Here is a 26,605-nt window from a genome sequence, read left to right on the forward strand (position 1 = left end):
GAGAGGACCTACCGTGCTGTTTCTCGAACAGCTGATCAACGGCATCTGTACCGGGTCGATCTACGCCCTGTTCGCCGTCGGCTTCGGGATCGTCTTCTCGACGATGCAGATCCTGAACCTGGCCCAGGGTGTCTACGCGACCTACGGTGCGATGATCACCTACTTCGCCATCGACGACGCGGGCCTGCCGTACTGGCTCGCCGTGATCGCCGGTGTACTCGCCGCGGGCCTGGTCGCCGTCTTCGTCGACCAGATCGCGTTCGAGCCGCTGCGCCGCCGGGGCGTGCAGCTGCTGGGCGCGGTCATCGCGAGCATCGGCATGTGGATCGCGCTGCGCGAGGTCCTCAGCATCGCCACCCACGCCACCCCGGTCGGGTTCCCGCCCTCGTCGGTCCCGCGCGGGCGGATCGAGATCGGCTCGATCGATATCCTGTCCAGCCAGCTGCTCGCGGTGATCCTCGCCGCGGTGGTGATCGCGGGCGTCTATCACCTCCTGCACCGCACGAACATCGGCGCGGCGATCCGCGCGGTCGGCTACGACAAGCGGTCCGCGCAGATCGCGGGGATCAACCCACGGACCATGATCATCGGGGCGGCGCTGCTCTCCGGCGCGGTCACCGGGCTGGCCGGGATCCTGCTGGCCGGTGGGCAGAGCTTCAACTTCAATCTGGGCGACGGTCTGCTGCTCCAGGGCTTCGCCGCGGTCGTGATCGGCGGCATGGGCGATGTGCGCGGCGCCGCGCTGGGTGGCCTGCTGATCGGTGTGGTCCAGACCCTGTCGGCGTCGTACATCTCGGCGGGCTACCAGGACGCGATCACCTTCGGCCTCGTACTCGTCGTGCTGCTCGCCCGTCCCACCGGCCTGCTCGGTACGGCCAATTTCCAAAGGGCGTGATGTCATGAACCCCTCCTTGGTCCTTCTGCAGAGCGCGACCATGTTCGCGATGGCGGGCGCGGTACTGGCGCTCAGCACCTACGTGACGTTGTGGACCGGACTGCTCAGCTTCGGCACCGTCACCTTCGCCGCGATCGGCGCCTTCGGTTCGGTCTGGCTGCTGACCGAGACCGGTCTCGGCCTGTGGCCCGCGATCCTGCTCGGCGCCGCGGCCGCCGGGGTCTTCGGCCTGCTGGTCGGCCGCGTCTTCCTGAAACTGTCGAGTCACTGGCTCGCGCTGGCGACCGTGGCGCTGGTGCTGATCACCCGCGTGTTCGTCGTCAACTTCGGTGACAGCACCGGTGGTTCGGCCGGTGAGGTCGTGCCCTACACGATGTCGATGCCGGAGATGGCGGGGCTGCTCGTCGTCGTCTGTCTGCTGCTGTTCGCGCTGCGGCGCTCGAAGTTCGGGGTCGCGGCCGACGCCACCCGCGAGGATCCGGCCGTTGCCGAGGCACTCGGCATTCCGGTCGCCCGCGTCAAGATCATCGCGTTCGGGCTCAGCGGCGCGATCGGCGCGGTGGGCGGGGCGATGCAGGCGTCGCAGCTGTCCTATATCGGGCCGGACACCTTCTACGTCGACCTGTCGGTCACCGTCATCGCCTGCGTGGTGCTCGGCGGCGCGTACCACTGGGCCGGCTCGGTGATCGGCGCGATCGTGTTCACCGGCCTGCCGGTCTACATCAGCCAGTACATCACCGTCGGGCAGTCGATCATCAACGGCGTCCTGCTGCTCGCGATCATCCGCTTCCTGCCGGGCGGACTGGTCGACCCACTGCGCTGGCGACGCCGGCGGGAGAAGCGACGAGCCAGCCCGCGCGTGGCGTCACGTGACGCCGACCGTCGGCCACTGGAGAACGCGGGAGTGACGGAATGAGCGGCGCGATCACCGAGCAGCGGAGCCCGGCGGCCACCGGCGTGGCGCTCGGCCTGGACTCGATCTCCAAGAGCTTCGGCGGCCTGCACGTGCTGTCCTCGGTGACCTTCGACGTCCCAATCGCCACCATCTACGGGGTCGCGGGCCCGAACGGCGCCGGCAAGACGACGCTGCTCAACCTGCTCACCGGCTTCGGCTCGTTCAGCGGCGGCCGGATGACCATCGGCGGCGTGGACGCGACCGGCCGCGACGCCCGGGCCATCAGCGCCCTGGGGGTCGCCCGCACCTTCCAGAACATCCGGCTGTTCCGCGGGCTGACCGTGCGCGAACAGGTGGAGGCGGGGACCTACCGGCACCGCCGGGCCTCGCTGCTGTCGAGCCTGGTCTCGTCGCCCACCGACCGGCGCGACCGCGCCGAGATCCGGGCCACGGCCGACGAGATGCTGGCCTTCGTCGGGCTCGCCGACCGCGCCGACCTGCTCGCCGAGACCATGTCGTACGGCGACCAGCGCCGCATCGAGATCGCCCGTGCCCTCGCCATGCGGCCGAAACTGCTCCTCCTGGACGAGCCCACGGCCGGGATGAACGACGCGGACTGGCTGCCGATCGCGAATCTGCTCGACCGGCTGCGGTCCGAGGGGATCACCATCGTCGTCGTCGAGCACAACATGCGGCTGCTCGAACGTAGCTGTGACCGGGTCGCGGTCATCGCCGCCGGTGAGGTCATCGCCGAGGACGAACCCGTGACGTGTCTGCGCCGCCCCGAGGTCCGGCGCGCCTATTTCGGAAAGTAGAGGTCCCCGATGTCTCCCATCCTGACCGTCGACGACCTCGACGTCCGCTACGGCACGATTCCCGCCCTGTCCGGGCTGTCCCTCTCGGTCGAGCGCGGCTCGCTGACCGCCCTGCTCGGCGCGAACGGCGCCGGCAAGTCCACGACGCTCAACACGGTCGCCGGCCTGCTCGAGCCGGCCCGGGGGACGGTGACGTTCGACGGCCAGGACATCACCGGCCGCGCGGCGCACCGGATCACCCGGCGCGGCCTCGTGCTCGTGCCCGAGGGCCGGCTCGTCGTCGCGCCGCTGTCGGTCCTCGAGAACCTCCAGCTCAGCTCGTTCGCCCGGGGCCGGAGCCGCACGGCCGCGCTCGACGAGGTGTGGGAGCTGTTCCCCCGCCTGGCCGAGCGCAAGTCCCAGATCGCCGGGCTGATGAGCGGCGGCGAGCAGCAGATGCTCGCGATCGCCCGCGCCTGGATGACCAAGCCCACGATGATCCTGCTCGACGAGCCGTCGATGGGCCTCTCGCCCGCGCTGGTGGACATCGTCTTCGAGGCGATCGCGCAGATCCACGCCGCCGGCGCCACGGTGCTGCTGGTCGAGCAGAACGCGGCCAAGGCACTGCCGATCTGCGACCACGCCTACCTCATCCACCGCGGCGACATCATCGCCTCCGGCACCCCCGCCGAACTCGACGAGAACCCGGACCTGGTGGCCCGGCACCTCGGGCTCGACCCGGAGATCGCGGTGCCCGAGATCGACCGCGCCCTGCACGCCGCCGAGGAGCACGCATGAGCGACCGGCATGCCGTCACCAGCGGGCAGACGGCCGAGGTACGTGCATGAGCGGCAAGCATTACGTCACCACCAGGTACGGCCAGATCCGGCTGTACATCGGCGGGGCCGGACCGGCGCTGGTAGCGCTGGCCGGACCCACCCGGGCCGCCGCCGCACTGCTGGACGACCTGCGCACCGTGGCGCCCGGCCGCCGGGTGATCGTGGTCGAGCCGCCCGGCGTGGGCGGTTCGGCGCAGGTGGCCCTGACCTCCCTCGACGACTGTGCCGTGGCCGTCGTCGAGAGCCTCGCCTTCCTGGGAGAGGAGCCGGTGGACCTCGTCGCGTTCGAGCTCTCCGTGGCGCTGGTACCGCAGGTGGCGCGCCGGCTGCGGCCGGCGACGACCGTTGTGGTCGGCGTCGATGCCGCGCTCGGCTGGATCGGGCACGGGCTCGTGCCGCCGTCACCGGCGGCCCGCGACGACGGCACCCATCTCAACGCGTTCTGGTCCTTCCTGCGCGACCGCCGGTTGATCCGGGCCGACGACCCGACTCTGCCGATCGCCTCCGGCACGCCGCTGCCCGACGTCGCCGATCTCAGCGCGACATTCATTGCGGCAGTTACCGATCCGGCGGCGTTCGGCACATATTGGCGGCTCGCGGCAGAGGCGCTTCCCGGCGTGCTCGACGCACTGTCCGACGCGGCCCGGCTCACCACCCTCGGCGAACTCCCCGGCCTGCTGGAACCGGCCACGGGCGGCACCGGCGCCGAACCGGCACCCACCGCACCCGCACCCGGCACCGACATCTGGCACCAGTACCTCGATACCGAGTACGGCGTCGCTCACCTGCGCCGCGCGGGCTCCTCCGGCCGGCCGGTGCTCGTGCTGCCCACCGGCGGTGGCTCGTCCGCCCAGTTCGCTCCCGTCCTGCGCGGCCTGGCCGAGGACCGGACCGCAGTCGCGATCGACTACTTCGGCAACGGACTGTCGCAGCCCCTCGACCGGGTCCCCGACATCGCCACACTCGCTCGCGAGGCGTTCGCGGTCGCCGACGCCCTCGGCTGGGACACCTTCGACGTCTGGGGCTCGCACACCGGCGCGTGCGTCGCGCTGGAGATGACGATCACGGCCCCCGACCGGATCGGCAAGGGCGTCTACGAGGCGCCGGTCATGGTGACCCCGGAATTCCGGGACGACCTGCTGGCCAACTACTTCCCGGATTTCGCCCCGGATCCGTTCGGCCTGCACCTGCAGCTGATCTGGAACTGGCGGCGGGACATGTTCTCCTATTGGCCCTGGTATCGCGTGGAGCACGCGTCGACGCGCGCGATCGGCATCCCGGCCGCGGCCGAACTCCAGCTCTACGCGGTGGGCATCCTGGAGAGCGGGACGACCTACGACCTCGCCTACCGCGCCGGTTTCGGCTACGACACCCGCTCGCGGCTGCCGCACCTGCGCCGGCCCGCGATCCTCACCGCGGGACCGCACGACATGCTCGCCAACGCGCTGGACGACGCGGCGACCCTGGTATCCGGCGACCTCCTCACGATCGTCCCCACCCCGGCGACGGTCTGGTGGCCGGATCCGGACCCGGCCGCCGCCGCGGCGACCATGCGCATCTACCGCGATTTCCTCGGATGACCAGGGAGGTACGGACAGTGACCGAGCAGATGGCTCCGGACGAGGTCTACCAGCACGCCGTTCGCCTGGGGGTCCGGCCGAACTGGGGCCGGTGGGGTGCCGAGGACGAGCGCGGCACCCTCAACCTCGTCACCACGCGGAACGTGCTGCGGGCGACCGCGGCCGTCCGGACCGGGACGGTGGTGTCGCTGGGGCGGCCCCTGGACCCGGCCGACCCGCCCTACTACCCGCAGGGCCTCGACCGCGCGGTCCGCCACGAGATGGTGACGGCCTGGGGCTCCAACGCCGGCGGCGACGTCCAGGCCGCCAGCGACCAGGTGCACATCCAGTGCCACGGGCTCGACAACACGCATATGGACGCCCTGTGCCACATCGGTTACGGCGGTGTGGGTTACAACGGCCGCCCGTTCGCGTCGATGGTCGACATGACCGGCGCGTCGGTCAGCGACATGCTGGCCGGGGGACCGGTCGTCACCCGTGGCGTGCTGGTGGACGTCCCGCGGCTGCGCGGCGTCGACCACCTGGCCGGCGGCGACCCCGTGACCGAGGACGACCTGCGCGCGGCCGCCCCGGACCTGCGCCCCGGCGACGCCCTGATCGTGCGCACCGGCCGGGCGCGCGCGGTGGCCGGTGCGGCGAGCGCCGCCGCGGCCGAGGGCCGCACCGCCGAGCACAAGTACGGGCCGATCGCCGGACTGCACCACAGCGCGATGCGGGTGGTCGCCGAACTCGACTGCGGACTGCTCGGCACCGACGGCTCGGCGGACAACTTCCCCGCCGTCGACGAGCACCGGCTGCCGATCCATGTGCTGTCGCTGGTGCATCTGGGCGTGCATCTGCTGCACAACCTGGCCCTGGAGGAGCTCGCCGACGCCCTGGCCGAGCGCGGTGGCTCGGACTTCCTGATCGTGGCGGCCCCGCTGCGACTGCCCGGCGGCACCGGCAGCCCCATCGCGCCGGTCGCCGTGCTCTGACCCGAGAGGACTACGCCATGATCCGAACCGGTTCGACGCCGATCACCCGTTCGAGCGGCGGACATCGCCGCGGGATCGCGTCCGGCCGCGGCACGGGCCCGGTGGCGGCCCGATGAGCGCGACCGAATACGACATCGTCTGCGTAGGCGGCGGTCTCGGCGGTCTCGCCGCGGCGGTGCGCGCCCACGACCTGGGCGCCCGGGTGCTCGTGCTGGAGCGCTCGGCGATGATCGGCGGCGTGGCCGCCTACAGCGGCGGATTCTGCTGGGTCGGCGCCAACCATCTCGACGTAGGCGGCGACACCCTGGCCGCCACCGAGGACTACCTCGACCAGGTGCAGGGCAGCGGTCGTCCGGTCGACCGCGCGGCCCGCCGCGAATATCTCGAGTCCGCGATCGAGGCCACCCGCTGGTTCGCCGCGGCCGGTGTGCCGTTCTCGCTGATCCGGGACGCGGCCGATCTGTACGAGCCGGCGCCCGGCTCCACCGCCCAGGGCCGCCTGCTCGAGTGCGCGGTGCCGGGCGCGGACCTGGGCCCGTGGCGAGAACACCTGCGCCCCAGCGTCTATTACCGCACCGGCGTCACGCGCGACGAGAGCTATCACGTGCTCGCCGGCGATGTCGCGGCCCGGCTCGCCCTCGCCGCGAAACGGGAAGACGAGGACCTGCTGACCCACGGTGTGGGCCTCGCGGCCGGCTTCGCCCGCGCGGCGCTGGTCCGCCGCGGCGTGGAGTGCCGCCTCGAACATCGCGTGGTCGCCCTGCGCCACGAGGACGGCCGCGTGACCGGGGTGATCGCCGAGGGCCCCGACGGCCGGGTCGAGATCACCGCGACCCGGGGCGTGCTCCTCGCCGTCGGCGGCTACGGCAACGCGCCCGACGCCGCCGAACTCGAGGACGTCCCCGAGCTGATCGAGGCGTCCCCGCCGGTCGTCTCCGGCGACGGCCTCACGCTGGCGCAGAGCGTCGGCGCGACCGTCGTCCGCGGCGCGGACCCGTTCGTGGTGCTCGGCGCCCGCTTCGAGGACCATACCCACCCCGGCAGCGACGAGCCGCTGTTCAGCCAGCTGCTGGAGAACCTCGGCTTCCCGCATTCGATCATCGTGAACCGGGACGGCAACCGGTTCGGGGACGAGAGCTACTACGGTGCGCTCATCCGCGGCCTGCGCAGCTTCGACTCGCGTCGCAAGCAGTGGGCGAACTTCCCGTGCTGGCTGGTGTTCGACGAATCGTTCCGCCGCAACTACCCGCTGGGTCCCTACGCCCCCGGCGCCGACCATCCCGCCGACGTCCTGCGATTCGACTCGCTGGGCGAACTCGCGACCGGACTCGGCATCGACGAGCCGGGACTGGCGGCCACCGTCGCGCGGTTCAACCGGTTCGCCGAAACGGGCGAGGACGCCGACTTCGGAAGGGGCTCATTGCCTTTCGCTCGCAAGGCGTACGGCGATCCCCGCTACCCCAACCCCAATCTCGGCGCGGTCGCCACGGCGCCCTTCTATGCGCTACCCCTGCACGTGCTCGGGGTCGGCCTGTGCTCGCTCGGCCTGGCGATCGACCCCTCGGCGCGGGTGCTGCGCCGCGACGGCAGCGCGATCGCCGGCTTGTACGCCACCGGCAACGCCGCGGCCACCCGCGAGCTGAAGGGCTACGTCACCGGTCTGGCGAACGCCCGCAACTACACCTATGCCTACCGGGCGGTGAACGACATGTTCGTCGGCTGATCATCGCACCGGTTCGCAGCGCGCGGGCGGACGTGCCCGGTCCCCCTCGGGGCACGTCCACCCGCGCCGCTGAACGCTGCCCCGACCAGGGCGCGAGCCTCGAATGCCCGGCCGGCGAAGACATTGACCCGACCAGACCCGGGGCCTACCGTGAGTATCGAATGGCGGAAAGCATTCCGCATTATGAAACAGGTGGTTTCGTATGACACACCCCTCCCTGACCGAGCTGATCGCCCGGGACGGCGTCATCCACGCCCCCGGCGTCTGGGACGGTCTCTCCGCCCGCATCGCCGCCCAGGCGGGTTTCGCCGCGGTCTGCGCCTCGGGATTCGCGATCGCCGCGGCGCTCGGCATGCCCGACGCCGAGGTGTTCACGGCGACCGAGGGCATCGACGCCGTCCGCAAGATCCGTGAGGCCTGCGAGTTGCCGATCATCGCCGACATCGACACCGGCTACGGCAACGCGATCAACGCCAACCGCACCGCGGCCGGAATGCGCCGGGCCGGCGTCGCCGCGGTCTTCATGGAGGATCAGGTCTCACCCAAGCGCTGCCCGATCTGCGTCGGCGACCCGGTCGAGGTGACCCCGCTGGCCGAGGCCACCGGCAAGGTCCGTGCCGCCAAGGACGGTCTGGGCGAGGACGTCCTGCTGATCGCCCGCACGGACGCGGTCGGCGACGCGGCCCTCGAACGGGCCCAGGCCTACGTCGCCGCCGGCGCCGACCTGATCATGCCGGTCTCCAAGACCTTCCGGACCCTCGCGGAATGGCAGCGCTGCCACGAACTGACCGGTGTCCCGCTGGTCGCCTCGCTGACCGCGTGGACCTGGGTCGAGCGCGAGTTCACCGCCGAGGCGATGGAGCGGGCGGGTATCAAGATCGCCCTGGTCGCCACGCACGGCATCCTCGCGGCGGCGACCGCGATCCGCGACTCGTTCACCCGCCTCGCCGCCGGCGAACCACTGCCCGCCGTCTCCGGCCGCTACATGGAACACGAGGACTTCGTGGACCTGATCGGCTTCCCGGAGATGGAGGAGCGCCAGCGCACCTACCTACCCGCGTCCTTGGAGGTCTGACCATGGGATCGACGATCACCGAGAAGATCCTGGCCCGCGCGGGCGGCCTGGACCACGTGGTACCCGGGCAGAACGCGCCGTTCCGCCCGGACCACATGATCGCCTACGACTACCCCGGCTACACCGACGTCATGTTCCGCCAGATGAAGGAGGACTTCGGGATCGAGCGGATCAAGGATCCCGAACGCTACGTCCTGTTCATCGACCACATGACGACGCGCAACAACGAGCGCGAACTCGAGATGCACAACGTCACCCGGGAGTGGGGCCGCCACAACGGCGTCGAGGTGCACGAGGGCGTCGGGATCGGCCACCAGGTCGCCGCCGAACTCGGCTACGCCGCGCCCGGCGCGTTCCTGGTCCACTTCGACGGGCACATCAGCGGCCTCGGCGCGCTCGGCGCCCTCGGCTGGGGTGTCCGCAAGGACCTACTGGAGGCGTGGGTGACCGGCGCGGTCTACCTGGACGTGCCCGCCAGCACCCGCTTCCACCTGGACGGCGGCTTCGCGGCGGGCGTCGACAACCGCGACCTCATCCACCACATCATCGCCACCTACGGCGCCGACGCCTGCGCCCACCAGGTGATGGAGTACACCGGTCCCGGCGCGGAGTCGATGCCGATCGGCCGCCGCCAGGGCCTGTGCGCGATGGCCATGTTCACCGGCGCGGTCTCGGCGATCTTCAACCCCGACGAGCTGTCGCTGGAATACTCGCGCCGGGTCGCCCGCGGCGAATTCGAGCCGGTCTACAGCGATCCGGACGCGACGTACTCCGCCACCCACCACATCGACCTCGACGCGTTGTCGCCGCAGGTCGTGATGCCGGGCTCGGCCAAGTCGAGCAACACCCGGCCCGTCGAGGACCTGGCCGGCACCGAACTCCAGCACGCCTACATCGGTTCCTGCGCCAGCGGCCGGATCGAGGAGATCCGGGCCGCGGCGGAGATTCTGCGCGGCCGGAAGGTGGCCCCCGGCGTGCAGTTCAACGTCGTCCCCACCTCGAAGCAGATCTACGACCAGGCCCGCTCGGAGGGCCTGCTCGACATCCTCACCGCGGCCGGAGCCCGGGTCGCCGAGGCGTCCTGCGACTTCTGCGTCGGCTACGCCGCGCCGCTGCAATCCGGCGACAAGTGCATCTCCACCGGCGTCCTGAACATCTCCGGCCGCATGGGCAGCACCGAGGCCGAGATCTACATGGGCTCGGCCTACACCGTCGCGGCGTCCGCGCTGGCCGGCAAGATCGTGGACCCCCGGGAGGTGCTGGCATGACCGTCGAGAACGTCTTCGCGGGCCGGGTGGCGTGGAAGTTCGGCGACGACTTCGACATCGACCTCGTCATCGGCGTCACGAACATCAAGTACTACGACCCGGACAAACTCCGCTCGGTGCTGATGCGGGCGTACGACCCGTCGTTCGTCGACGAGGTGTGCCCCGGCGACATCCTGGTCGGCGGCCGGAACTTCGGCTACGGCCACCCGCACTACCCGGCCATGATCGCCATGCGCAACGCGGGCATCGTCGCCGTGGTCGCGGAGTCGTACGCCCCCGGATTCTGGCGCGGCGAGCTCTACCAGGGCATGCCGCTGGTGACCGTCCCCGGCATCGCGGACGCCGTGCGGCGCTGGGACGACATCGAGGTCGACTGGCGTACGGCCACCGTCCGCGTCGCCCGCACCGGGCAGGAACTCGTGGGCACCGCACCGAGCCCGCACGCGATCGACGTCATCGAGGCCGGCGGCGGACTGAACCTGCTGCGCGCCCAGTACGGCCCGTCCGGCGCGATCGCCGCCCCCGCCTCGGCACACTGAAACTCACCTCGAAAGGGATCACCCATGACCACCGAGCTCGACCGGATCGCCTACACCGCCAGCGTCACCGCGACGGGTGGCCGGGCCGGCCACGCCCGCAGCGACGACGGCCTCCTGGACGTCGACCTGCGGCCGCCGGTCGCGCTCGGCGGTCCCGGCGGCGCGACCAACCCGGAACAGCTGTTCGCCGCCGGCTACGCGGCCTGCTTCCAGGGCGCGCTCGGCGTCGCCGGCCGCCGGAACAAGATCGACACCGCGCGGTCGGTCGTCACCGCCGAGGTCAGCATGGGCCCGGTGGGCGACGCGTTCGGCCTCGCCGTCGTCCTCGACGTCGAGATCCCGGGCGTCGACGAGGCGACCTGCCGGAAACTCGCCGACGAGGCGCACGCGGTCTGCCCGTATTCGAACGCCACCCGTGGCAACATCTCGGTCGAGATCCGCGCCCGCGTCGCGGAATGAACGCCACCGCACACAGACCGGACGATGCCCCGATGAGCGAGCCGACCACCGGCCACCCGGACCGCCCCTGGCTGTCGCTGTACCGCGACGGCCAGCCGCACGACGTCGAACCCGAATTCGCCAACCTCCTCGACATGTTCGCCGACGCGGTCCGTCGCGCCCCCGACCGGGACGCGATCCGCTACTTCGACGGCGTGATCGGCCTGGCCGACCTGGACGCCGCCTCCGACGCGCTGGCGGCGGCCCTCCAGGACCTCGGCTTCGCCGCCGGCGACCGCCTGGCCCTGTTCTCCCAGAACGACCCGGCGTTCGTGATCGGCATGCTCGCGACCTGGAAGGCGGGCGGTATCGCCGTCTCCGTCAACCCGATGTACAAGGAACGCGAACTCGCGCACCTGCTGCGCGACTCCGGCGCCCGCGCCCTGCTGTGCCTCGACGAGGTGCACGCGGTGGCACGAAATGTGCTGGCGGACAACACAACCGGGGTCGACATCGTCGTCTCCTTCACCGGCCGGGACTTTCAGACCCGAGACGACGACCGCGTCCTCGGCACCCACCCCCCGGTCGGGGGCACCCACGATCTCGTCACCCTGCTGACGGAATACGCCGGCCGCCGCCCGGCCGCCGTCGCGCCCGCGGCCCCGGACGACACCGCGTTCCTGGTCTACACCTCCGGCACCACCGGCGACCCGAAGGGTGCGCGGCTCACGCACGCCAACTTCGTGTTCAACGCGCGCAGCTACCGCGAGTGGATGCGACTGGGTCCCGACGACGCCATCCTCGCCATCGCCCCGCTGTTCCACATCACCGGCCTGGTGGGCCACGGCATCCTGTCCCTGCTGGTCCCCGCGCCACTGGTCCTGAGTCACCGTTTCCACCCCGGGGTCATGGTCGACGCGATCCGCGAACACCGCCCGGTGTTCACCGTCGGCGCCATCACCGCCTTCGCCGCACTCGCCGCGGTACCGGACGTGGGCCCCGAGGACTTCCGCTCACTGACGAAGATCTACTCCGGCGGCGCCCCGATCGCCCCCGCCGTGGCCGGCAAGCTCGAGGTCGTGCTCGGCGGCTACATCCACAACGCCTACGGCCTGACCGAAACCTCCTCGATCACCCACGTGGTCCCACCGGACCGCCGGGCCCCGGTCGACCCCGGCTCGGGCGCCCTCTCGATCGGGGTCCCGATCGCCTCGGTCCACGCCCGGATCGTCGACGAGAACGGCCACGACCTCCCCCCGGGCGAGGTCGGCGAACTCCTGATCGCCGGCCCCCAGGTCGCCGCCGGCTACTGGCGAGGTCCCGGCACCCCCGCCACGCCCTTCCCGGACGGCGAACTACGCACCGGCGACGTCGGTTTCATGGACCCCGACGGCTGGTTCTACCTGGTGGACCGCAAGAAGGACATGATCATCGCCGCCGGCTACAAGGTGTGGCCACGCGAGGTGGAGGACGTCCTCTACACCCACGAGGCCGTCCGCGAGGCCGCCGTCATCGGCGTCCCGGACGACTACCGTGGCGAAACGGTACACGCGGTCGTCTCCCTGCACCCCGGAGCCGAGATCACGGAGCCCGACCTGATCGCCTACTGCAAGGCCCGCATGGCCGCCTACAAATATCCCCGCGCGATCCGCTTCGTGCCCGACCTCCCCAAGACCGCCAGCGGCAAGATCCTCCGCCGCGAACTACGCGGCTCCTGACGCGCGGCGGCGGCCGGGTCGAGACCCGGCACGTCGTGGACGCCCGCCGTGAACTTCCCGAAAACTCACTGTCGAATGGGCAACCGTAATACCATCGGTTGCACCGACGGTATTCGCGACGCGTGCCGATCGGCTCCGCCCGCGCACCGGCCCGACGATCGACATCGGCCGAAACCGATTCGGCGCGAACGCCATCGACGTGAGGAACGACAGATGCAGCGAATGATCGCCCCGGAGATCTCCACCTGGCCGGACGCGGAGTTCCGGCTCGTGGGCGGCACGTGCCGGGACTGTGGCGCCACCGTCTTCCCCGTCCAGGCGCTGTGCCCCCGGTGCAGCGGGCCGGCGGTCGACCCGGTCACCCTCCCGCCCACGGGCACGCTGGTCGCCTGGACCACCCAGGGATTCCTGCCCGGCCCGCCCTATCTCGGCGACGAGACGGCCGAGACGTTCGTGCCGTTCGGGGTGGGGCTGGTCCAGCTCGGCGACGTCGTCCGGGTGGAGGGCCGGCTCATCGAGAACGATCCCGGGAAATTGGACTTCGGCATGGCGGTCGTGCTGACGACCGCCCCGCTGGGCACGGACGGCGACGGCAACGAGGTACTGACCTTCGCGTTCCGGCCCGCCGAGGGCGAGGGAGTCGCGCGATGACGAACGAGGTGGCGATCATCGGCGTCGGCATGCACCCGTTCGGCCGATTCGCGGGCCGGACGGCGATGCGGATGGGGACCGATGCCATCCGCGCGGCCCTCGCCGACGCCGGATTGCGATGGCGCGACATCCAATTCGCGGTCGGCGGCAGCTGGGAGGTCGCCAATCCGGACGCGATCGTCGGCCTCATGGGCCTGACCGGGATCCCGTTCACGAATGTGTTCAACGCCTGCGCCACCGCGGCGAGCGCGACCGAGGCGTGCGCCGACGCGATCCGGCTCGGCAAACACGATATCGGCATCGCCATCGGGATGGACAAGCACCCACGTGGCGCGTTCACGGTCGATCCGACCCTGGTCGGGATGCCGACATGGTACGGCGAGAACGGCCAATACCTCACCACGCAATTCTTCGGTATGAAGGCCAACCGGTATCTGCACGAGCACAATATCTCCCAGCGGACCCTGGCGAGAGTGGCTGCCAAGAACTACCGCAACGGCGCGTTGAATCCGAACGCGTTTCGCCGCAAGCCGATTCCGGAGCAGGACATCCTCGACTCGGCCGTGCTCAACTACCCGCTGACGCACTACATGTTCTGCGCGCCGGACGAGGGTGCGGCCGCGGTGATCATGTGCCGCGCCGACATCGCGCACCGCTACACCGACCGTCCCGTATACGTCCGTGCCGTGGCGGTCCGCACCCGGACCTACGGCGCCTACGAGGTGAACACGACCTACGCGCCGGTCGAGGAGGATGTGTCCCCCTCGGTCTACGCGTCGCGCGCGGCCTTCGAAGCCGCGGGCGTGTCGCCGGCGGACATCGGCGTGGTGCAGTTGCAGGACACCGACGCCGGCGCCGAGGTCATCCACATGGCCGAGGCCGGGTTCTGCGCGCACGGCGATCAGGAACGGCTGATCGCCGACGGTGTCACCGAGATCACCGGCGCGCTGCCGGTGAACACCGACGGCGGGCTGATCGCCAACGGCGAGCCCATCGGCGCCTCGGGCCTGCGGCAGTTGCACGAGTTGGTCCTGCAATTGCGCGGGACCGCGGGGGAGCGGCAGGTCGCCGGGAAACCCACGGCCGGATTCGCGTTGCTGTACGGCGCTCCCGGCACCGCGGGCGCGACCGTCGTCACCACCTGACGGGTGCGCGGGAGGCGCCGCGGGCCTGCCCTGGTACGGCCGGAAGCCGTAACTCCGATGTGCCTGCGCGACGGTTGGTATCGCTGTTACAGTTGCCCTTACTGGACGATCTCCCGGAGATGTCAGCCATGAACACCGGAACAACCGAAGCCGCCGCCGCGGTCACCGCGGCCGCCGAAATGCCCGGCGCCGGAACAGATCCGGGTGAACTGACCGCGATCCTCGAACGTCAGCGCCGCGCCTTCCTGCAGGACGGGCCGCCCTCGGCCGCCCTGCGCCGCGACCGGATCGACCGGCTGCTCGCCATGGTGCTGGACCATACCGACGAATTCGTCGAGGCGATGTCGCGCGATTTCGGTACCCGCTCGCGCACCGGCACCCTGTTCGCCGAGATCTCGGGCATGCTCAGCGCATTCGAGCACACCCGCTCGCACCTCGGGCGGTGGATGCGCCCGGCGAAGCCCGGCCCGCTGGCCCGGCTGGCCGGTATCAGCACCGAGGTGCACCCGTCGCCGCTCGGTGTCGTCGGCATCATCGGCCCGTGGAACTTCCCGCTGCAACTGGTCGTCGTCCCGGCCGCCTCCGCCTTCGCGGCGGGCAACCGGGTCATGCTCAAGATGTCTGAGATCACCACGCGCACAGCGGAACTCACGCGTTCGCTCGCCGCGACCTACTTCGACCCGGCCGAGCTCGTGGTCGTGACCGGCGGACCGGAGATCGGCGCCGCGTTCGCCCGGCTTCCCCTCGACCACCTGTTCTTCACCGGATCGACCGGTGTCGGGCGGCTGGTGCAACAGGCCGCCGCGGAGAACCTGGTGCCGGTGACCCTGGAACTGGGTGGCAAGAACCCCGTGGTGGTCGCGCGCGACGCCGACCTCGACCGCGCGGCGGCGCGAATCGCGAAGGCGCGGATGGTCAACGGCGGACAGGTCTGCGTCTGTCCCGACTATGTCTTCGTGCCGGAGGAGCGGATCGACGGATTCGTCGACGCGTTGCGGTCGCGACTGCGCGAGATGTTCCCCGCGATCGTGGCCGATCCCGACTACACCGCGTCGGTGGACACCGCCAACTACGAGCGCGTACTCGCCCTCGTCGAGGACGCCCGCGCACGCGGCGCGGTGGTGGAGACGGTGAGCCCCGAGGGCGAAACGCTGCCGGACCCGGTAGCGCGCAAGATCGCGCCGACGCTGATCCGCGAGGTCACCGACGACATGCGGATCGCGGGCGAGGAGGTCTTCGGCCCGGTCCTGCTGATCCGGCCCTACTCGGATCTCGACGCGGTCATCGCGCACATCAACGCGAATCCCGCTCCGCTGGTTGCCTATTGGTTCGGCCCGGACCGGGCGGATTTCCGCCGGTTCGCCGCGCGCACCCGCAGCGGCGGCGTCGCGCGCAACGAATTCGCCATCCACATGTTCTCCCAGGACGCGCCCTTCGGCGGCGTCGGTGCCAGCGGGATGGGCGCTTATCACGGCAAGACCGGCTTCGACACGTTCAGCCACATGCGGACCATCGCGGGCACCGATCTGCCGTTCGCGATCACCAGCATCGCCGCGCCCCCGTTCGGACCGCGGATCTCGAAGCTCGTCGACCGGTCCCTGCGATCGGCGCACCGGCGCAACCGCCGGCGGGTCCGTGGCGCACTGCCCGGTACGACGTCCTCCTGAGATCCACCGCCTTCGATCAGCCTCTCGACCTCGAGGAGTCATGTTGTCCGCACTCGCGACCGGGCCAGGGGCCGGGCAGTTCACCCTCGTGGGCGCCGCCGATGCCGCCGCGGCGGTGCTGCCCGATCGGGAGCTGGTCATCCGCGGCGAACGCCGCCACACCTACGCCCAGATCGCCGACCGATCCAAGCGACTGGCCGCCCACCTGCACGCGCGGGGTCTGGGCTGCCACACCGAACGCGACGCGCTGGCCGGGCACGAGGTCGGTCAGGACCTGCTCGGCATCTACGCCCACAACGGAAACGAGTACGTCGAATCCCTGGTCGGCGCCTTCCGTGCCCGGGTCGCGCCGTTCAACGTCAACTACCGTTACGTCAAGAACGAGCTCCGGCATCTGCTGGCCGACGCGGGCGCGACGGCGCTGGTCTATCACGCGAGTTTCGCGCCGCGCGTCGACGAGATCCGCGCCGAACTGCCCGACCTGCGCGTGCTGATCCAGATCGCCGACGACTCGGGCAACCCCCTGCTCGCCGGCGCCGTCGACTACGAAACAACGCTCGCCGCAACCGAACCCGAGCCGCTGCCGGTCGAACCCTCCCCGGACGACCTGTACGTGCTCTACACCGGCGGCACCACCGGCATGCCGAAAGGGGTGCTGTGGCGTCAGCACGACATCTACATGGCGGCCTGCGGCGGCCGTGACGTGAACTCCGGAGCCACCGTGGCCTCCTACGACGAGATCGCCGCGCGGGCCGCCGCGAATCCGGGCGTCAAACTCATGCTGCTGCCGCCGTTGATCCACGGCGCCGCGCAATGGGCGGTGATGAGCGCCATGACCACCGGCCAGACCGTCGTGTTCTCACCCGTGGCCGATCGCATCGACGCCGACGCGATCGTGCGGTCCATCGAGCGCGAACGCGCGGTCATCGCGATCGTCGTCGGCGACGCCATGGCCCGCCCGCTGCTCGCCGCGGTGCGATCCGGCAGCGCCGACGTCTCGTCGCTGGCGGCACTGGCCAACGGTGGCGCGATACTGAGCCCGACTGTGAAACAACAGTGGATCGACACCGTGCCGGGCCTGGTGGTCCTCGACGGCGTCGGCTCGTCGGAGACCGGCACCCAGCTGTCCCACGTCTCGGCGGCCGGATTCGTCTCCACCGGCACGTTCACCGCGGGACTCGACACCTGTGTGATCGCGGAGGATCTCGGCTCGATCCTCGAGGCGGGGCACGACGGAATCGGCTGGCTCGCCAAACGGAACTTCACCCCGCTCGGATACAAGGGCGACCGAGCGAAGACCGCCGCCACCTTCCCGGTCATCGACGGCGTCCGCTACGTCCTGCCCGGGGACCGCGCCCGCCATCTCGCCGGCGGAACCGTCGAACTGCTCGGCCGCGACGCGGCCACCATCAATTCCGGCGGGGAGAAGATCTTCGCCGAAGAGGTGGAACTGGCGATCTTCTCGCATCCGGCCGTCGCGGATGTCCTCGTAGTCGGCCGCCCGAGCGCCCGCTGGGGTCAGGAGGTGGTCGCCGTCGTACAACTGGTGGACGGCGCGAACGCCGATTCCGCCGAATTGATCGCGCACGCAGCCGAATCCGTCGCCCGCTACAAACTACCCAAGGCCGTGGTCTTCCGCCCGGAGATCCAGCGCAGCCCGGCCGGCAAGGCCGACTACCGCTGGGCCCGCGAGCAGGCCCTCACCGCACAGAGTTGATCCACGTCAGCGCGCCGAGCACTCGGCACCCCGGACGAGGCCACCGCCGCTGATCAGCGGCCGAATCCGGTTGGTGCCCTGGTGGAGGGGGAGGGGCCGGACGTCTCGTGCGTGTTCATCCGTCAGCGGCCGAGTTCGGCCCGTGCCTGGCGGAGTGGTAGGGGCCGGCCGGACGCCTTGCGTGTGTTCGTCCGATCAGCGGCCGAGTTCGGCTGGTGCCCTTGTCGAGTCGCAGCAATCGGACGCCTTGTGCGTGCTCGTCCGATCAGTCGGCGAGTTCGGCTGGTGCCCCCGTAGAGTCGCAGCGATCGGAGGCCCTGGGCGTGCTCGTCATGCTGAGCCCCCTGTCATGCTGCCGGTTGGGGATTCATCGGCCGCCCGCCCCTCGCTCACCAATAGCGCGCGCAGTCCGGCGATGTCGACCTTGCCGGTCGCGCCGCGCGGTACCGCTTCGTCGGAGTCGAGCAGCCGCCATACGGTGGGTATCTTGAACGCGCTGAGCACATCTCGCGCCGCCGCGCGCACTCGTGCGGTCGTCAGCGTCCGGTTGTGCACCACGGCGGCGGCCACCTCCGCGCCCCGGCCGCGGTCGACATCGGTGACGAACGCGCCACGCACACCGGCGATCCCGCGCAGCGCGCGCTCGACCTCGCTCGGATAGACCGTGGCGCCGCTGATCTTGACCATATCGTCGGAACGGCCGTGGTAGAAGAGGAATCCGGCCTTGTCCAGGCTGCCGAGATCGCCGGTACGGTAGTAGCCGTCGGCAGTCAGCAGATCCTCGCGCGAACGACCGCAGATGCCGCGCAGGATGTGTGGTCCGCGCAGGTGGATCTCCCCGACGGTGCCGGGCGGTACCGGCGTGCCGTCCGCGGGATCGGCGATCCGCACCTGCATCCCGTCGAAGGGCCGCCCGCAACTGCCGAACGCCGATTCGGGCAGATCGGTATCGGCGCGATATCCGCAGTAGGGGCCGAAGGATTCGGTCATCCCGAACAGATTCGCGCGCGCACCGGGACGGGCGCGCTGCTCCGGTGGCAGCAGCGCGTCGAGACTGCCCGGCCGCAGCGCCGACAGATCCACGCGCATCGTTTCGGCCCGATGTGCCAGCGCCACAGCCTGATCCGGCCAGCCACGGAACAGGGTCACCCGTTCGTGTTCCAACAGCCGCAGTGTCGTCTCCGGCCGTGGTATCTCCTCGGTGACCAGCGTCGCGCCCGCCAGCAGAGCCGAGAGCACGCCACCGCCGAAACCCCCGACCCAGAAGAAGGGCATCGGCAGATACAGCCGGGTGCCACGGTCGATACACCGGTCACGCAAACCGGATTCGACGGCGCCCAGCGCGCTGCCGTGGGAGTGGATCACCCCCTTGGGCGCGCCGCGGCTGCCCGAGGTGAACATGATGAGCAGCGGGTCGGCCGCGCTGACCGAGGCGGCCGCGGCGGCGGCCACCTCGGCCACCTCCGGACTCGCCGACAGCTCGAAAATCCGCTCCACGGAACATATTCGGCGCAGCGCGGGCAGTTCGACGTGCCGGATTACTGCGTCGGGATCGTCCGGCAACCCGAGCACGCCATGAAGTCCGTCCCGATAGCGATGACCGCGGAACTCGGGGACGGTGATCAGGTGCTCCACGGCGGCCACCCGCAGTTGCGTCACAAGTTCGGGTGTCGTCAGCAGAGTGCTCAACGGCACGAGGACCGCACCCAGACGGGTGACCGCGATGGCGATCCGCACCCAGTCGACCCCGTTGGGCATGATCAACCCGACCCGGGTGCCCTTTCCGATCCCGGCCGCCAGCAGCGCCGCCGCCAAATCCGCTGTGCCGGTGTCGAGTTCGGTGTAGGTGAGCCTTGCGAGCGGATCAATCACCGCAGTAGCCGATCCGTCGCGCAGCGCGCGCAGCCGCACCAGTTCATCCACCGTGCGTGCGAGATATTCGGGCATCGAACACCTTTCGGAGTCGCTGCGGATTTACCCCAGCCCTGCGCGAGATCCGGGCCGCGCAGTCACAGTTTCCCGGGCTTGCCCGTCCGGCTCCCCGATGGTCGAGTTGGCCATGCCGTCCGGCTCCTTGATGGTCGAGTTCGCGATGCCGTCCGGCTCCTTGATGGTCGAGTTCGCGATGCCGTCCGGCTCCCCGATGGTCGAGTTGGCCATGCCGTCCGGCTCCTTGATGGTCGAGTTCGCGATGCCGTCCGGCTCCTTGATGGTCGAGTTCGCGATGCCGTCCGGCTCCCCGAAGGTCGAGTTGGCAATGCCGTCCGGCACCTTGATGGTCGAGTTCGCGATGCCGTCCGGCTCCTTGATGGTCGAGTTCGCGATGCCGTCCGGCTCCCCGAAGGTCGAGTTGGCAATGCCGTCCGGCACCCCGAAGGTCGAGTTCGTCGTGCCTGCCGGTACTCCGATGGTCGAGTTCGTCATGCCCGCCCCGGCACCGTGTCGGCGTCGAAATGCGCTCGGACAGCGGCGAGGTCGGCCTTACCGGACGGGGTGCGCGGGATAGCCGCGACGATCGCGATCTCGGTCGGTATCTCGTAGCGGGCCAGCCGCGTGCCGAGGTAGTCGGCCAGTGCGCCCGGTTCGGCCGAATGCCGTTCGCGCAGTTCGACCATCGCCACCGGGGTCTCGCCGAGCCGCGTGTCCGCCCGGCCGACCACGGCCGCGCCGAGCACGTCCGGATGGCTCTCCAGGGCGGTGCGCACATCGTCGGGCATGATCTTGAACCCGCCGCGGATGATCGCCTGATCGGCCCGGCCGAGGATCCAGAGGAATCCGTCGGCATCGATGCGCGCGAGGTCGGTGGTGCGGATCCAGTCCGAATTCGGCCCGAGCTGACCGGGTTTCACCTCGAGCAGCCCGGACTCGCCGGGGCCGAGTTCGACGCCGTCGGCCCCGACCACGCGCAGTGCCGCGCCGCCGGTGGTCCGGCCGACGCTGCCACGTTTGGCCGACCAGTAGCGCTCGTGGTCGGGCAGCGTCCAGCCCGCCACCCCACCCCCGAATTCCGTTGCGGCATAGGAGGTCAGCACCGGGATGCCGAATTTCGCGCGGAACGCGTCGGCATCGTCGGCCGACAGTGGGGCCGTCCCCGAGGTGACCACCCGGATACCGGCCAGATCGGCGGCGGTCAGATCCGAATGCAGCACCGTGCGCAACGCGGCCGGCACCAGCGACACCGCGCCCGGCCGATGCCGGCGTACGGCATCGGCCCAGCGGTCGAGTTCGAATTTCGGCAGCAATACGAAAGGCCGTGCCTCGGTGACGCATTGCAGGACCCGGAAGACCCCGCCGATGTGGACCAGGGGAGCGTTCACGATCGCGACCCCGCGCCGCGGCTCGATCGGCGCCTCCGCCCGCGCGGGGTCACCGCCGATCACACTGCGCGCGAGCATGTCATAGGTGATGTCGACCCGTTTGGGCGGACCGGTGGTCCCGCTGGTGAGCATGCGCACCGCGACCGCGGATGCGACGACCGCGCAATCGGACTGCGGCGCCACGTTGTTCGCGGCCGGCGGAGTCCGCAGTCCGGTGATCGCGAGGTTCGCCGCGCCGTGCGCGACGAGGGTATCCAGATCGCCGGGCCCACCGATGACCAACGGCAGTTCCAGCGCGGCGATATCGGCCCGGGTGCGATCGTCACCCCGCGCTGGGTTGATCACGACGACGGTGCCGCCGGCCAGCAGCACCCCCAGCAGCGCGGCCACATGTTCGGGCCGGTTCCGCACCAGAATGCCGATCCGGCACGGCGATCCGACCCGGTCCCGGAGACCGTGCGCGGCCCGCGCGAGCGCGCCCCAGCTGTGCCACGACCCATCGAATTCGATGGCGGGCGAATCCGGCGCCAGCGCCAGGACCTGGGCAAGGCGTCTGCTCAGCGGATGGTCGGCGGCGGTCATCACCGGATCCTCGGTTCGGCCCGCGCGACCGGCCGAACGGCGAGTTCGGCCGTGGCGATCGGATTGCCGAGCCGCGTATAGATCAGGCCCTGGTCGAGCGCGGCGCGATACGGCTTGTCCAGCGATTCCCAGATCGCCTTGACGGTGCCCTGGGTCGCGGTCGGCGGCTTGGCCGCGATGCCGGCGGCGATGGCGTGCGCCCGCGGCCACAGCTCGTCGCGATCAACGACCTCGGTGACCAGGCCGATCCGCAGGGCGGTGTCGGCGCTCACCCGTTCGTCGTTGCCCATCAACGCAATTCGCAATGTCTCGCCGAGCCCGACGCGGCGCATCAGCCCGATCGGTTCGAGCGCGCAGACGAGTCCGGCCGAGACGTGGGAGTCGAAGAAGGTCGCCTCTCGTGAGCAGATCACGATGTCGGACTCGTTGACGAAGTAGAACGCGCCCGCGGTGCACAGCCCGTGCACCGCGCAGACCACCGGCTTCCACATCTTCTGCCATTTCGGGCTCAGCGCCTCGCCCGGATCGTCGTGGTGCCAGATCCCGTCGGGCTGGCCGTACGGCGTCTTGACATCCAGGCCCGCGCTGAATGCGCGCGGCCCGGCGGCCCGCAGCACGACGGCGTGCACGGTGTCGTCGAGTTTGATGCGGTGCCAGGCATCGCGCACCTCCTCGCACATCACGCGGTCGAAGGCGTTGAGCCGCTCCGGCCGGTTCAGGGTGAGGGTGGCGACCCGGTCGGTGGCGTCGGTCTCGACGTGGATGGTCCGGTAATCGGGGTAGCCCGGCGCCGGATCGCTCATCGGAGCCACGTCGCTCATCGGCACTGCCAATCCGGAGTCCGCTTCTCCACGAAGGCTTTCGGCCCCTCGAGCGCGTCCTCGGTGCGGGTGACCCGTTCCCGGAAGGACTCGGCCAGCATCTCGGCCTCGTGCAGCGGCAGATCGAGACCCTTGACGATGGCGAGGCGCGTACCGCGCACGGCGAGCGGCGCATTCGAGTTGAGCACGTCGCCGATCTCGTGCGCGCGTTCGAGCAGCCGGTCGTGTTCGACCACCTCGGTCACCATGCCCAGTTCGTAGGCGCGCCGCGCGCTCATCCGCTCGTGTTTCCCCATCAGCGCCATGCGCAGCGCGACCGAACGCGGCAGCACCCGAGCCAGCCGCACGACCTCGCGGCCCGCGACCAGGCCGATACTCACGTGCGGATCGAAGAACGTCGCCTGGTCCGAGGCGATGACGATATCGCCGGTGGTGACCCAGTCCAGCCCGGCGCCACAACAGATTCCGTTGATCGCGGCCAGGATCGGCTTGGTCATCCGCCGGAACGGCGGGGTGCCCTCCTGCGGGGCCTCCCACTGCTCGTAGGTGGACAGATACGGGCTCTCGTTGATCACCTTGCCGTCGCCGGGGATCTCCTTGACGTCGGCGCCGGTGCAGAAGGCGCGCCCGGTCCCCGTGACGACGAGCAGCCAGACCTTGTCGTCACCCTCCGCCTCCTCGTAGGCGGCGCGCAGTTCGGTGATCATGTGCGGGCTGAGCGCGTTGAGCGCGTCCGGGCGATTCAGCGTGATGGTGGCCGTATGCCCGTCCACTCGATAGTCGATGGTATCGAACGACATAGGTGATCCTCCTGCGCGCGCCGGGCCGCCAGCGATACTGTGATTCGTACAGTAGACGATACCGTCAGGCTGTCTGCCAAGGTTGTGTCAGGAAGAGAGCGACGACCGATGACCAGTTCCAGCGCCGCCGACGGCCGCGTACTCTACGAGGTCGATGCCGATCGCCGGATCGCGACGGTGACCCTGAACAATCCGGCCCAGCGCAATTCCTACGACGCGGCCATGCGGGACGCGGTGGCGCGTTGCCTGGACGAGGTCGCCGAGGACGACGACATCACGGTCGTCCTGCTGCGCGGAGCCGGAGGCGTGTTCAGCACCGGCGCGGATATGAACAACGCCTACGGCTGGTACGGCGAACGAGAATCGGCCGGCGCGAGCAACGGCGAACGCCCCGCCGGGAGCCGGCCGAGTCAGCGCAGACGGCTCACCGTCGATCGGAAATCCTTCGGCTTCTACCACAATTTCATGGGATTCCCGAAGGTCACCGTCGGCGAGATCAGCGGGTACGCACTCGGCGGCGGATTCGAGATGGCGTTGATGACCGACATCTCGGTGATCGCGCGCGACACCCGAATCGGTATGCCCGCCACCCGATTCCTCGGCCCCGCACTGGGCAGCCTGCACATGTTCTTCCATCGGCTCGGCCCGGTGCTGGCGCGCCGGATGCTGCTGACCGGCGACATCGTGGAAGCGGCCACGGTCGAACACCTGGGTGTGTTCACCGAGACCTGCGCGCCGAGCGCGGTCACCGCGCGGGCGCGTTACTGGGCCGAGAAGGCCGCGAAGATGCCCGCCGATGGCGTCGTCATCGCCAAGGAGGCATTCCGGTTGGTCGAGCAGAGCCAGGTGTATCAGGGGGCGGAGGTCGCGAGCTACCTCTTCCACGCCTTCGGCACGAATCTGCAGTTCGCCCCGGGCGAATTCAATTTCGTCAAGACCCGCGCCGAGCACGGCACCCGGGAGGCGTTCCGGCTGCGCGACAACCACTTCCACGTCCCGGAACCGGAATGACGCCGCCCGTGCCGAGCGTGATCGCCGCAGAATCCGAGGATCGGGAAGGGTGCTGATGAGCATGCCGACTGTCGACGACGCCGCGAACGTCCTCGCGGATCCGACCGCCTACGCCGACGAGCCGCGCCTGCACGCCGCGCTGACCGCGTTGCGCGCGAGACGGCCGGTCGCCCGCGTCGAGGCGCCCGGCTACCAGCCGTTCTGGGCGATCACGAGACACGCCGACGTCCTGGCGGTCGAACGTACCGATCGGGTGTTCACCAACTGGCCTCGTCCGGTGCTGATGACCGCTCGGTCCGACGAGATGCAGGCCGCGATCGGCATCAGAACTCTCATCCACATGGACGATCCGCAGCACCGCGTGGTGCGGGCCATCGCGGCGGACTGGTTCAGCCCCAGAGCGATGAAGGCCATGGGGGAGCGGATCGACGAACTCGCGCGACACTATGTCGATCGCATGCGCGATACCGGCGGCGAATGCGATTTCGTCCGCGAGGTGGCGGTGAACTATCCGCTGTACGTGATCATGTCGCTGCTCGGTGTCCCCGAGTCCGATTTCCCACTCATGCTGAAACTCACCCAGGAACTCGTCGGCAGCGACGACGACGAGTTGAAGCGGGCGACGCCCTCCGACGAGACGGCGAGCGCGCTGCTCGAAATGTTCGCCTACTTCAAGGATCTCACCGACTCGCGGCGGGCGAATCCCACCGAGGATCTCGCCTCCAGCATCGCGAACGCGACCGTCGACGGTGAACCGCTCTCCGATATCGACACCATGTCCTACTACGCGATCATCGCGACCGCGGGCCACGACACCACCACCAGCAGCATCTCCGGCGGCCTGCGGGCACTCGTCGAGCATCCGGGCCAATTGCGGCGCCTGCGTGCCGATCCGGGTCTGATGCCGCGCGCCACCGAGGAGATCATCCGCTGGGTGACCCCGGTGAAGGCGTTCATGCGCACGGCCGCCCGGGACACGGTGGTCGGTGATGTCACCATCCCCGAAGGGGATTCCCTTCTGCTGTCCTACGTTTCGGCCAACCGCGACGAGGACGCCTTCAAGGATCCGTTCCGCTTCGATATCGAACGCGAGCCGAACAAGCACGTCGCCTTCGGTTTCGGCGTGCACTTCTGTCTCGGGGCCGGCCTCGCGCGCATGGAGATCGGCAAATTCTTCGACCGGCTGCTGCCGCGACTGCGATCCATCGAACTCGCCGGCGAGCCGGAACTGACCGCGACCACATTCGTCGGCGGCCTGAAACACCTTCCGATCCGTTTCGAACTGGACTGATCCGGCGCTCAGCGCCCCTCGAAATCCGGGTTACGGCGCTCCCGGAACGCGGCGAGACCTTCCTTGAAATCCGATGTCCGGCAGGCGAGTTCGAGACCGTAGAGTTCCTGGTCGAGGGCATCCCCAAGACCGGACACCAGGTTTCGATGCATCGCCTGCTTGGCCAGTCCGAACGCGACCGTGGGCGCGCCGGCCAGCCGCGCGAGCAGCCGCTCGGTCTCGCCGTCGAGGTCGCCCGCGCCGACCGCACGATGGATCAGTCCCCAGTCCGCGGCCTCGGTCCCGGACACCTTGTCCCCGAGCAACAACATACGCTTCGCCCGGGCCAGTCCGATCAGGCGGGGCAGCAGCCAGGTCGAGCCGCTGTCGGGGCTGAAACCCCGGGACAGGAACGGCTCCCAGAACACGGCATCCGCCTCGGCGAGAGTGAAATCGGCGGCGATCGCCAGATTGCAGCCCAGCCCCGCGGCCCAGCCGCGCACGGTACAGACCACCGGCAGGTGCAGGGTGTGCACGAGTTCGATCAGCCGATGGGCGGTGTGCGGGATGCGCCGCACCAGATCGCCGACTCTGGGCCGTCTGCCGTCGCTGTTGGCGGCCACCCAGTCGACCCCGGAGCAGAAATCGCCGCCCGCGCCGCACAGATGCACCACGCGCAACCCGTCGTCGGTCGCGGCACGGGTCAGAGCTCCAACCATGGTCTCGATCATCGACTGCGACAGCGCATTTCGGCTGCCAGGCCGTCGGATCGTCAACCGGAGGACCGGACCGTCCCGCTGCACGTCCACCGCCTCCGCGCTGTCGCCGAGAGCGCTCGCATCGGTCACGATTGTCCCCGCTACTCCCTGATCGACGCTGTGAGGCG

Annotated in this window: 24 protein-coding genes; 18 read left to right on the forward strand and 6 right to left on the reverse strand. The window is 70.1% G+C overall.

The window, feature by feature from the left end; genetic code table 11:
* The first annotated feature begins 13 nt into the window (after nucleotides 1-13).
* From NRB56_RS29955 to NRB56_RS30030, 16 genes are all read left to right on the forward strand, one after another.
* Nucleotides 14-895, forward strand: coding sequence for a branched-chain amino acid ABC transporter permease (locus NRB56_RS29955; RefSeq protein ID WP_153347704.1), 882 nt, complete (start codon nucleotides 14-16; stop codon nucleotides 893-895).
* Nucleotides 896-899: 4 nt separating this feature from the next.
* Complete coding sequence (locus NRB56_RS29960) at nucleotides 900-1,811, forward strand: branched-chain amino acid ABC transporter permease (protein WP_153347705.1); 912 nt, start codon at nucleotides 900-902, stop codon at nucleotides 1,809-1,811.
* Nucleotides 1,808-2,605, forward strand: a complete 798-nt coding sequence (locus tag NRB56_RS29965; protein ID WP_153347706.1) for an ABC transporter ATP-binding protein — start codon at nucleotides 1,808-1,810, stop codon at nucleotides 2,603-2,605. Before NRB56_RS29960 ends, NRB56_RS29965 begins: the two co-directional genes overlap by 4 nt.
* A gap of 9 nt (nucleotides 2,606-2,614) precedes the next feature.
* On the forward strand, nucleotides 2,615-3,382 hold the full coding sequence (locus tag NRB56_RS29970; RefSeq protein WP_153347707.1) for an ABC transporter ATP-binding protein: 768 nt from the start codon (nucleotides 2,615-2,617) through the stop codon (nucleotides 3,380-3,382).
* Between the two features lie 46 nt (nucleotides 3,383-3,428).
* Entirely contained in the window at nucleotides 3,429-5,003 is a 1,575-nt protein-coding gene (locus NRB56_RS29975) for an alpha/beta fold hydrolase (RefSeq protein ID WP_153347708.1), read from the forward strand.
* Between the two features lie 17 nt (nucleotides 5,004-5,020).
* Nucleotides 5,021-5,977, forward strand: coding sequence for a cyclase family protein (locus NRB56_RS29980; RefSeq protein ID WP_194291042.1), 957 nt, complete (start codon nucleotides 5,021-5,023; stop codon nucleotides 5,975-5,977).
* Between the two features lie 112 nt (nucleotides 5,978-6,089).
* On the forward strand, nucleotides 6,090-7,700 hold the full coding sequence (locus tag NRB56_RS29985) for an FAD-dependent oxidoreductase (RefSeq protein ID WP_153347710.1): 1,611 nt from the start codon (nucleotides 6,090-6,092) through the stop codon (nucleotides 7,698-7,700).
* Between the two features lie 202 nt (nucleotides 7,701-7,902).
* Nucleotides 7,903-8,775, forward strand: coding sequence for an isocitrate lyase/PEP mutase family protein (locus NRB56_RS29990; RefSeq protein WP_153347711.1), 873 nt, complete (start codon nucleotides 7,903-7,905; stop codon nucleotides 8,773-8,775).
* 2 nt (nucleotides 8,776-8,777) lie between these two features.
* Nucleotides 8,778-10,043 (forward strand): 3-isopropylmalate dehydratase large subunit, encoded by a 1,266-nt coding sequence (locus tag NRB56_RS29995; RefSeq protein WP_153347712.1) that lies wholly within the window; start codon nucleotides 8,778-8,780, stop codon nucleotides 10,041-10,043.
* Complete coding sequence (locus NRB56_RS30000) at nucleotides 10,040-10,582, forward strand: LeuD/DmdB family oxidoreductase small subunit (protein WP_153347713.1); 543 nt, start codon at nucleotides 10,040-10,042, stop codon at nucleotides 10,580-10,582. The genes NRB56_RS29995 and NRB56_RS30000 overlap by 4 nt, the downstream gene beginning before the upstream one ends.
* A gap of 24 nt (nucleotides 10,583-10,606) precedes the next feature.
* Nucleotides 10,607-11,041, forward strand: coding sequence for an organic hydroperoxide resistance protein (locus tag NRB56_RS30005; RefSeq protein WP_153347714.1), 435 nt, complete (start codon nucleotides 10,607-10,609; stop codon nucleotides 11,039-11,041).
* A gap of 32 nt (nucleotides 11,042-11,073) precedes the next feature.
* On the forward strand, nucleotides 11,074-12,738 hold the full coding sequence (locus NRB56_RS30010) for an AMP-binding protein (protein ID WP_153347715.1): 1,665 nt from the start codon (nucleotides 11,074-11,076) through the stop codon (nucleotides 12,736-12,738).
* Between the two features lie 213 nt (nucleotides 12,739-12,951).
* Nucleotides 12,952-13,389, forward strand: a complete 438-nt coding sequence (locus NRB56_RS30015; protein ID WP_153347716.1) for a Zn-ribbon domain-containing OB-fold protein — start codon at nucleotides 12,952-12,954, stop codon at nucleotides 13,387-13,389.
* Nucleotides 13,386-14,534: a thiolase family protein gene (locus tag NRB56_RS30020; RefSeq protein ID WP_153347717.1), complete on the forward strand. Its 1,149-nt coding sequence runs from the start codon at nucleotides 13,386-13,388 to the stop codon at nucleotides 14,532-14,534. The genes NRB56_RS30015 and NRB56_RS30020 overlap by 4 nt, the downstream gene beginning before the upstream one ends.
* Nucleotides 14,535-14,713: 179 nt before the next feature.
* The gene (locus NRB56_RS30025) at nucleotides 14,714-16,201 is read left to right on the forward strand and encodes a coniferyl aldehyde dehydrogenase (protein ID WP_194291058.1); all 1,488 of its coding nucleotides are present in this window, start codon (nucleotides 14,714-14,716) and stop codon (nucleotides 16,199-16,201) included.
* A gap of 40 nt (nucleotides 16,202-16,241) precedes the next feature.
* A complete protein-coding gene (locus tag NRB56_RS30030) occupies nucleotides 16,242-17,918 on the forward strand; it encodes an acyl-CoA synthetase (protein ID WP_153347719.1) in 1,677 nt (558 codons plus the stop codon).
* A gap of 330 nt (nucleotides 17,919-18,248) precedes the next feature.
* Here NRB56_RS30030 and NRB56_RS30035 read toward each other — a convergent pair whose 3' ends face one another.
* From NRB56_RS30035 to NRB56_RS30055, 5 genes are read right to left on the reverse strand one after another with little or no spacing between them, the layout of a single operon-like run.
* Entirely contained in the window at nucleotides 18,249-19,865 is a 1,617-nt protein-coding gene (locus NRB56_RS30035; RefSeq protein ID WP_153347720.1) for a class I adenylate-forming enzyme family protein, read from the reverse strand.
* Between the two features lie 27 nt (nucleotides 19,866-19,892).
* Nucleotides 19,893-20,342, reverse strand: coding sequence for a hypothetical protein (locus tag NRB56_RS30040; RefSeq protein ID WP_194291043.1), 450 nt, complete (start codon nucleotides 20,340-20,342; stop codon nucleotides 19,893-19,895).
* A complete protein-coding gene (locus NRB56_RS30045; RefSeq protein WP_153347721.1) occupies nucleotides 20,339-21,817 on the reverse strand; it encodes a class I adenylate-forming enzyme family protein in 1,479 nt (492 codons plus the stop codon). Before NRB56_RS30045 ends, NRB56_RS30040 begins: the two co-directional genes overlap by 4 nt.
* Nucleotides 21,817-22,620: an enoyl-CoA hydratase/isomerase family protein gene (locus tag NRB56_RS30050; RefSeq protein ID WP_153347940.1), complete on the reverse strand. Its 804-nt coding sequence runs from the start codon at nucleotides 22,618-22,620 to the stop codon at nucleotides 21,817-21,819. The genes NRB56_RS30045 and NRB56_RS30050 overlap by 1 nt, the downstream gene beginning before the upstream one ends.
* Before the next feature lie 14 nt (nucleotides 22,621-22,634).
* Complete coding sequence (locus NRB56_RS30055) at nucleotides 22,635-23,438, reverse strand: enoyl-CoA hydratase/isomerase family protein (RefSeq protein ID WP_153347722.1); 804 nt, start codon at nucleotides 23,436-23,438, stop codon at nucleotides 22,635-22,637.
* Nucleotides 23,439-23,546: 108 nt separating this feature from the next.
* Between NRB56_RS30055 and NRB56_RS30060 the strand changes: the two genes are divergently transcribed.
* A complete protein-coding gene (locus tag NRB56_RS30060) occupies nucleotides 23,547-24,449 on the forward strand; it encodes an enoyl-CoA hydratase/isomerase family protein (protein ID WP_153347723.1) in 903 nt (300 codons plus the stop codon).
* Between the two features lie 55 nt (nucleotides 24,450-24,504).
* Nucleotides 24,505-25,740, forward strand: a complete 1,236-nt coding sequence (locus tag NRB56_RS30065) for a cytochrome P450 (protein WP_153347724.1) — start codon at nucleotides 24,505-24,507, stop codon at nucleotides 25,738-25,740.
* An 8-nt stretch (nucleotides 25,741-25,748) separates the two neighbouring features.
* Here NRB56_RS30065 and NRB56_RS30070 read toward each other — a convergent pair whose 3' ends face one another.
* On the reverse strand, nucleotides 25,749-26,567 hold the full coding sequence (locus NRB56_RS30070) for an enoyl-CoA hydratase/isomerase family protein (protein WP_319943740.1): 819 nt from the start codon (nucleotides 26,565-26,567) through the stop codon (nucleotides 25,749-25,751).
* Nucleotides 26,568-26,605: the final 38 nt, after the last annotated feature.

This window comes from Nocardia aurantia (assembly GCF_009604425.1).
Classification (GTDB): domain Bacteria; phylum Actinomycetota; class Actinomycetes; order Mycobacteriales; family Mycobacteriaceae; genus Nocardia; species Nocardia aurantia.